6 protein-coding genes are annotated in these 3,548 nt (G+C 67.8%); 3 read left to right on the top strand and 3 right to left on the bottom strand.

Translation table 11 applies throughout. The features are described from left to right. The first annotated feature begins 491 nt into the window (after positions 1–491). From VD972_RS42625 to VD972_RS42615, 3 genes are all read left to right on the top strand, one after another. Entirely contained in the window at positions 492–704 is a 213-nt protein-coding gene (locus tag VD972_RS42625) for a hypothetical protein (protein WP_324995352.1), read from the top strand. Next, positions 658–1,212 (top strand): HAMP domain-containing sensor histidine kinase, encoded by a 555-nt coding sequence (locus tag VD972_RS42620; RefSeq protein WP_324995356.1) that lies wholly within the window; start codon positions 658–660, stop codon positions 1,210–1,212. Before VD972_RS42625 ends, VD972_RS42620 begins: the two co-directional genes overlap by 47 nt. A 120-nt stretch (positions 1,213–1,332) precedes the next feature. Then, positions 1,333–2,070, top strand: a complete 738-nt coding sequence (locus VD972_RS42615; protein ID WP_324995354.1) for a 2OG-Fe dioxygenase family protein — start codon at positions 1,333–1,335, stop codon at positions 2,068–2,070. Between the two features lie 34 nt (positions 2,071–2,104). On the opposite strand, the gene VD972_RS42610 is transcribed toward VD972_RS42615, so the two are convergent. From VD972_RS42610 to VD972_RS42600, 3 genes are all read right to left on the bottom strand, one after another. Next, positions 2,105–2,389, bottom strand: coding sequence for an AzlD domain-containing protein (locus VD972_RS42610; protein ID WP_324995350.1), 285 nt, complete (start codon positions 2,387–2,389; stop codon positions 2,105–2,107). Continuing rightward, the gene (locus VD972_RS42605; protein ID WP_324995348.1) at positions 2,386–3,096 is read right to left on the bottom strand and encodes an AzlC family ABC transporter permease; all 711 of its coding nucleotides are present in this window, start codon (positions 3,094–3,096) and stop codon (positions 2,386–2,388) included. Before VD972_RS42605 ends, VD972_RS42610 begins: the two co-directional genes overlap by 4 nt. 30 nt (positions 3,097–3,126) lie before the next feature. After that, positions 3,127–3,548 (bottom strand): DbpA RNA binding domain-containing protein (locus VD972_RS42600; RefSeq protein WP_324995346.1); only part of this gene is annotated, 422 nt, incomplete at its 5' end.

Here is a 3,548-nt window from a genome sequence, read left to right as displayed (position 1 = left end):
TAGCAGTGACCGGTCAGCGCAACTCGGTGTTCCTCGAGGTGGTTGGTGGTGGCCATCGCGCCTGGCTTTATCAGGCTTCAGGCCTCACGATCGAGCGGTCAGTGGCCCTCCTTCCCGGAGCTTCTGAAGGGCCCCTGTCGCCTCCATGGTGATCTTGGGAGCGGTCTCGAACTGCTTCATCCAGGGAGGGGTCGCTTGCTACAGATTCCTGGCTATCACGACTTTCTCCCCATCCATCAGGGGCGCCAGTACGCCGTCTTCCGCGTCCAGGAGGAGAGCACTGGCAGGCTCCGGATCCTCAAGTCAGTCCAGCCAGGGCCCTCGGCCGCTCATGCCACCGCCGTGCTTCGCCACGAGCATGAGATGTTGCGCGGGCTGGACATTCCCAGAGCCCTCTCCGACATCGTCCTCAAGCTGCTCGCGAAGATGCCGGAGGAGCGCTACCAGAGCGCGGAGGCTCTCGAGCTCGACCTCCGCGAGGCCTGGCGTCAGTGGAAGGCCTCTGGCTGGAGAACAGCCCCCTCTTCGAGAAGCTGCATGTCGAAGTCGAGGAGCGCCGTCGGGCTGAGCGCGCTGTCCGCTTCCTCGCCGAGTCCTCGATGGCCGTGGCCGAGTCCCTCGACTACGAGACGACCCTGAGCCGCGTCGCCCGCCTGGCTGTTCCCTTCCTCGCCGACTGCTGCATGGTCCTCGTGCTGGACTAGCGCCAGACCATCCACCGAAGAAGTCGATCTTGCCGTCATCACCCGCGACGTCGTCGAGCACTTCCGTGAAGAGTCCGCGCGCTCTTGTTCACCCCTCCTCATCCATACCGAACCGCTCGTCATCGGCCGCTGGGACAGGATCCGCCTCGAGCAGGTCATCACCAACCTCCTCGCCAACGCGCTCAAGTTCGGCAGCCGCAAGCCCGTTGAGATCTCTGTCACCTCCGAGCATGGCACCGCGCTTCTCTCCGTGAAGGACCACGGCATCGGCATTGCGCCAGACAAGCTTCCACACATCTTCGAGCGCTTCGAGCGCGCTGTGTCCGCGCGCGAGTACGGCGGGCTGGGCCTCGGGCTCTACATCGCGCACGAGATCGTCTCGGCGCTTGGCGGCACCGTCCACGTCCAGAGTACTCCTGGAGTGGGTACCTGCTTCACGGTCCGGCTCCCGTGCTCCCGTCCCCCGGACTCCGGCGTCAGTGCCCAGCATGCTGCCGGTCACGCGTAACGGCTCAGGGGAGGATGCGCGCGGCAGGAACCCCAGGTAGGCGTCCGACGGTGCGAGCGGTCGCCACGTCGAATGAGCCGCCGAGTCTGGGCCATTTTCGTTAACGTTGCTTCCGAGCCCATGAGCCTCTCACCGCCCGTCACCCGGCCTTCCGAAGTCGTCGCCGTCCTTCAGGACCGCGGCTATGCCGTCCTCAGTCGAGAGGGCCTGTGCGAGCTCGTGGGCACCCCGGCTGCTGAGCTCGATGCCATGCGCCCAACCTGGGACGGCCTGCCGCCCGACGGGTACCTGCGCGACGGCGGCCGCTATCGCTCGCGCCGGCACTCGTGCTTCGTCGTCGAGGGGGCGGCGGTCATCCCGGTGCCATCCCGCGCGCACTGGCAGCCGGTCGAATACAACGCGCTGCACGGTGGAGTGGAGCGCTGGTTCGAGCCGATGACGCCGGCCATCGTTGCGCAGCCGTGCTGGCAGCAGTTGCTCCGCGGCCTCGCCGCGTGCTGCTCCGCGCTGAAGGGACCGCAACCGTGGTACGTCGAGGCGCACCAGTTTCGCATCGACACGAGGGATGGCATCGGCCGGCCGACGCCTGAAGGAGCGCACCGCGACGGGGTGGACTTCGTCGCCGTCCTGCTCATCGGGCGCGAGGGCATCAAGGGCGGCGAGACGCGCGTGTTCGAGGCTGCTGGCCCGCGCGGCATCCGCTTCACGCTGAGCGAGCCGTGGTCGGCGCTACTGCTCGACGATGAGCGAGTGATCCATGAGAGCACGCCGATCCAGCCGATGGGTGAGCTGGGCCACCGGGACACGCTGGTGCTGACGTTCCGTGCGAAGGGCTTCCAGGGCCCCTCTGCCCCGTGACGCCGCCTGCCAGCTGGCTCGGGGCCGGAGTGCTTCAGCGCAGTCCCCAGTAAGCCGCCATGCCGACCGCAATGCCGAGCCAGAGCTTGCGAAACCTCCAGCTCACCCCCGCGGCCAGGGCTGCTGCGAGGATCCGCACCCCCGCCTCTCCGCGAGCACCAGGGAGCGCGGGAACGACCAGGGCGGCAAAGACGGCGATCGGCACGAAGCGCAGGAAGCGCTTCCAGAACGGAGGCACACTCGCGCGCAGCCACAGGCCTGCGATCCGCGTTGCATAGGTGACGGCGGCCATCCCCAGGATGATGGGCAGCGCGCTCATGTGGCCTCCGGCTCGGCCGGGTTCTGATCCTTCGGGCGGTCCGTCGTGCAGAGAGCTCCGACGAGGCTGCCCACCACCCCCGCGATGAGGAGGGCAACCCCTCCAGGCAGCACCTGGGAGAGCCCGAACGCCAGACTGCCGGACAGCACGGCGACGCCGGCTTCCACCGCGCCGCGCAGCATCGGTACGAGCAGGACGAGGAAGGCCAGTGGGAAGACGAAGTCCACCCCGAGCCGTGCAGGATCCGGCAGCCCCTGCCCCATGAGCGAGCCCGCGAGCGTGAACAGGTTCCACGGCACGAAGACGCTCAGCTCTGCGCCCAGCAGGTAGCCGAAGGAGGGCCGCGGATCGGCGAGCGCTACCCCATACGCCTCGTCCGTGAGGAAGTGCGCGGCTACCAGCTTCTCGGCCGGGGCCAGGGGGAGCCTCTGTGAGAGCGACAGTCCGTAGAGGACGTGGCGGACATTGAGCAGGAGCGTGGTGAGGACGATCTCCACACCCGAGGCTCCCGCCGCAAAGAGGCCCGCAGCGCTGAACTGGGCACCGCCCGCGAAGACGAGCGCGCTCATGAGCTGTGTGTCGAGCACCCCAAGCCCCGCGCTGCGCGCTGTCACCGCGTAGGCCAGGGAGAAGGGGACGAGTCCCAGCCACAGAGGAATGACGGCGCGGAAGCCGCGGACGAAGTCACGCAGAAGGGGAGGACTCATGTTCCCAATCTCTGGCGGGAGGGTGCTGCTCTACCGCACCCAGTCGATGTGGTGCTTGCGCCCTTTTATCCGACCATCGCGCAGCCGCTGGAGGGCCACACGCACAATGCTCTTGGAGACGGCCACGTAGGACCAGCGATCCTGGATCTCGATCTTGCCGACATCGGACGCACGGAGCCCGCCGGCCTCTCCCGTCAGGGCTCCGAGGATATCTCCCGGCCTCATCTTGTCCTTGCGTCCGGCGGAGATAAGGAGCGTCTCCCAGGGAGTGTCGAGCGGCACCCCGCTCGTGGCGTCTACCGGGGGCAACGTCTCCGCGCTCGGGCGCTCCAGCTTCACGCCCGTGGCCTGCTCGAGGGTCTCGACCTTGCGCTCGTCTTGCGGAGTGATGATGGAGATGGCGAGGCCCCCTTTTCCCGCGCGCCCCGTGCGGCCGATGCGATGCACGTAGG

It is taken from the genome of Hyalangium sp., assembly GCF_035629615.1.
Taxonomy (GTDB): domain Bacteria; phylum Myxococcota; class Myxococcia; order Myxococcales; family Myxococcaceae; genus Hyalangium.
This window is presented reverse-complemented; position numbering and strand designations above follow the sequence as displayed.

Bases quoted from the DNA above. Each gene is read 5' to 3' on its own strand.
- VD972_RS42615 (WP_324995354.1), top strand. From the start codon at position 1,333: ATGAGCCTCTCACCGCCCGTCACCCGGCCTTCCGAAGTCGTCGCCGTC.
- VD972_RS42605 (WP_324995348.1), bottom strand. From the start codon at position 3,096: ATGAGTCCTCCCCTTCTGCGTGACTTCGTCCGCGGCTTCCGCGCCGTC.
- VD972_RS42610 (WP_324995350.1), bottom strand. From the start codon at position 2,389: ATGAGCGCGCTGCCCATCATCCTGGGGATGGCCGCCGTCACCTATGCA.